Origin of the sequence: Streptomyces sp. NPDC058964, from assembly GCF_042741275.1 — a bacterium.
In the GTDB taxonomy this organism is placed as follows: domain Bacteria; phylum Actinomycetota; class Actinomycetes; order Streptomycetales; family Streptomycetaceae; genus Streptomyces.
The window spans coordinates 8,445-10,312 of record NZ_JBHYKH010000109.1 but is presented as its reverse complement, the minus strand read 5'-3'; the positions used below and the strand labels follow the sequence as shown (position 1 = coordinate 10,312).

Below are 1,868 nucleotides of genomic sequence, written 5' to 3'. Positions count from 1 at the left end.
CACCAGCGCCGCGACCCCGACGATGGCCCAGGACTGGGCGACCGGGTGGAACTTCTCGTAGTGGAATCCCCAGCCGTCCGTCTTCGGAATCCGCACCTCCACCAGCAGTTCGTCCGGTGCCAGTGCCGACTGCAGGTAGTCGACGAAGAACTCCCGGGCCGGAACCGTGCGCCGTCCGCCGGGTCCGGCGACGACCAGTTCGGCGTCCAGGGCCAGGGCCACGGCGGGCAGGTCTCCGGCCGGATCGGCGTGCGCGAGCGAGCCGCCGAAGGTTCCCCGGTGCCGTACGGCGGGATCGGCCACCGTGGCCGTCGCCTCCGCCAGCAGACCGGCGTGCCGGCGCACCAGCGGGTCGTGGACCACCTCGTGGTGCGTGGTCATGGCTCCGATGACCAGGCTGCCGCCGTCCTCGCGCACGCCGCGCAGCTCCGGGATCCGGCCCGTGTCGACGACCAGCTCGGGGAAGACCATCCGCAGCCTGAGCAGCGGCAGCAGGCTCTGCCCGCCGGCCAGGACCTTCGCATCCTCGCCCGCGTCGGCGAGCGCGCGTACCGCCTCGTCCACACTGCTCGGACGCGTGTATTCGAACGCGGGAGGAATCATGCCGAACCTTCCGTCCCCGGCTGACCCGGCCGGCCGGGCTCGCCGTACTGACCGATATCACCGGACTGCGCCGCCTGCCCCGACTGCCCGGACTGCGCGGGACCCGTCCCGCCTACCTGCTCGTCCGTGCCCGAGCGCGCCGCCCGGATGGCCTGCCACACCCGGTGGGGCGAGCACGGCATGCGCACGTCGTTCACGCCCAGCGGCCTGAGCGCGTCCACGACGGCGTTGACGACGGCGGGCGTCGAGGCGATCGTGCCCGCCTCCCCGACCCCCTTGACCCCGAGGGGGTTGGAGCCGGAGGCCGCCGGCGTCTCCGTCCGGTCGGTCACGAAGTCCGGCAGGTCGGCCGCCGACGGCACCAGGTAGTCGGCCATGGTGCCGGAGACGAGGTTGCCCTCGTCGTCGTACACGGCCTCCTCGTACAGCGCCTGCGCGATGCCCTGGGCGAGACCGCCGTGCACCTGCCCCTCGACGATCATCGGGTTGACGACCCGGCCGACGTCGTCGACGCAGACGTACGACCGGATGCTCGTCCGCCCGGTCTCGGTGTCGACCTCGACGGCGCACAGGTGGGTGCCGTGCGGGAAGGAGAAGTTGTCCGGGTCGACCAGGTGCTCGGCGTTGATGGTGGGCTCCATGCCGTCGGGCAGGTCGTGCGAGGCGAACGTCGCCAGGGCGACCTCCTGGATGGACTTCCGCGCTTCCGGGGAGCCCTTCACGGAGAAGACGCCGCCCGTGAACTCCAGGTCCTGCTCACTGGCCTCCAGCAGGTGCGCGGCGACCTTGCGTGCCTTCTCCACGACCTTCTCGGCGGCCCGGTGCACGGCCGCCCCGCCGACGACCAGGGACCGCGAGCCGTAGGTGTCCATGCCCTGCGGGGCCGCCAGTGTGTCGCCGTGCACGACCTCGATGTCCTCGAACGGCACGCCCAGTACGTCGGCGGCGATCTGGCTCCAGCAGGTCACATGGCCCTGGCCGTGCGGGCTGGTTCCGGTGACCACCTCGACCTTGCCGGTGGGCAGCATGCGGATGCTCGCGGCCTCCCAGCCGCCTGCCCCGTACCGAAGGTCGCGCAGCACCCGGCTCGGTGCGAGACCGCACATCTCGGTGAAGGTCGACACGCCGATGCCGAGGCGCACGGTGTCGCCGCGCTCGTTGCGCTTCTGCTGCTCGGCGCGCAGGTCGTCGTAGCCGAACAGGGCGAGCGCCTTCTCGGTGGGCGCGGCGTAGTTGCCTCTGGCGGGGGGAGGGCGGGGGCGGGG

2 protein-coding genes are annotated in these 1,868 nt (G+C 72.4%); both read right to left on the bottom strand.

The features are described from left to right. Positions 1-603 (bottom strand): FAD binding domain-containing protein (locus ACFW2E_RS16190; protein WP_384466823.1); only part of this gene is annotated, 603 nt, incomplete at its 3' end. Next, on the bottom strand, positions 600-1,868 hold a 1,269-nt coding region (locus ACFW2E_RS16185), incomplete at its 5' end, for a xanthine dehydrogenase family protein molybdopterin-binding subunit (RefSeq protein ID WP_384466821.1). The genes ACFW2E_RS16185 and ACFW2E_RS16190, both read right to left, overlap by 4 nt.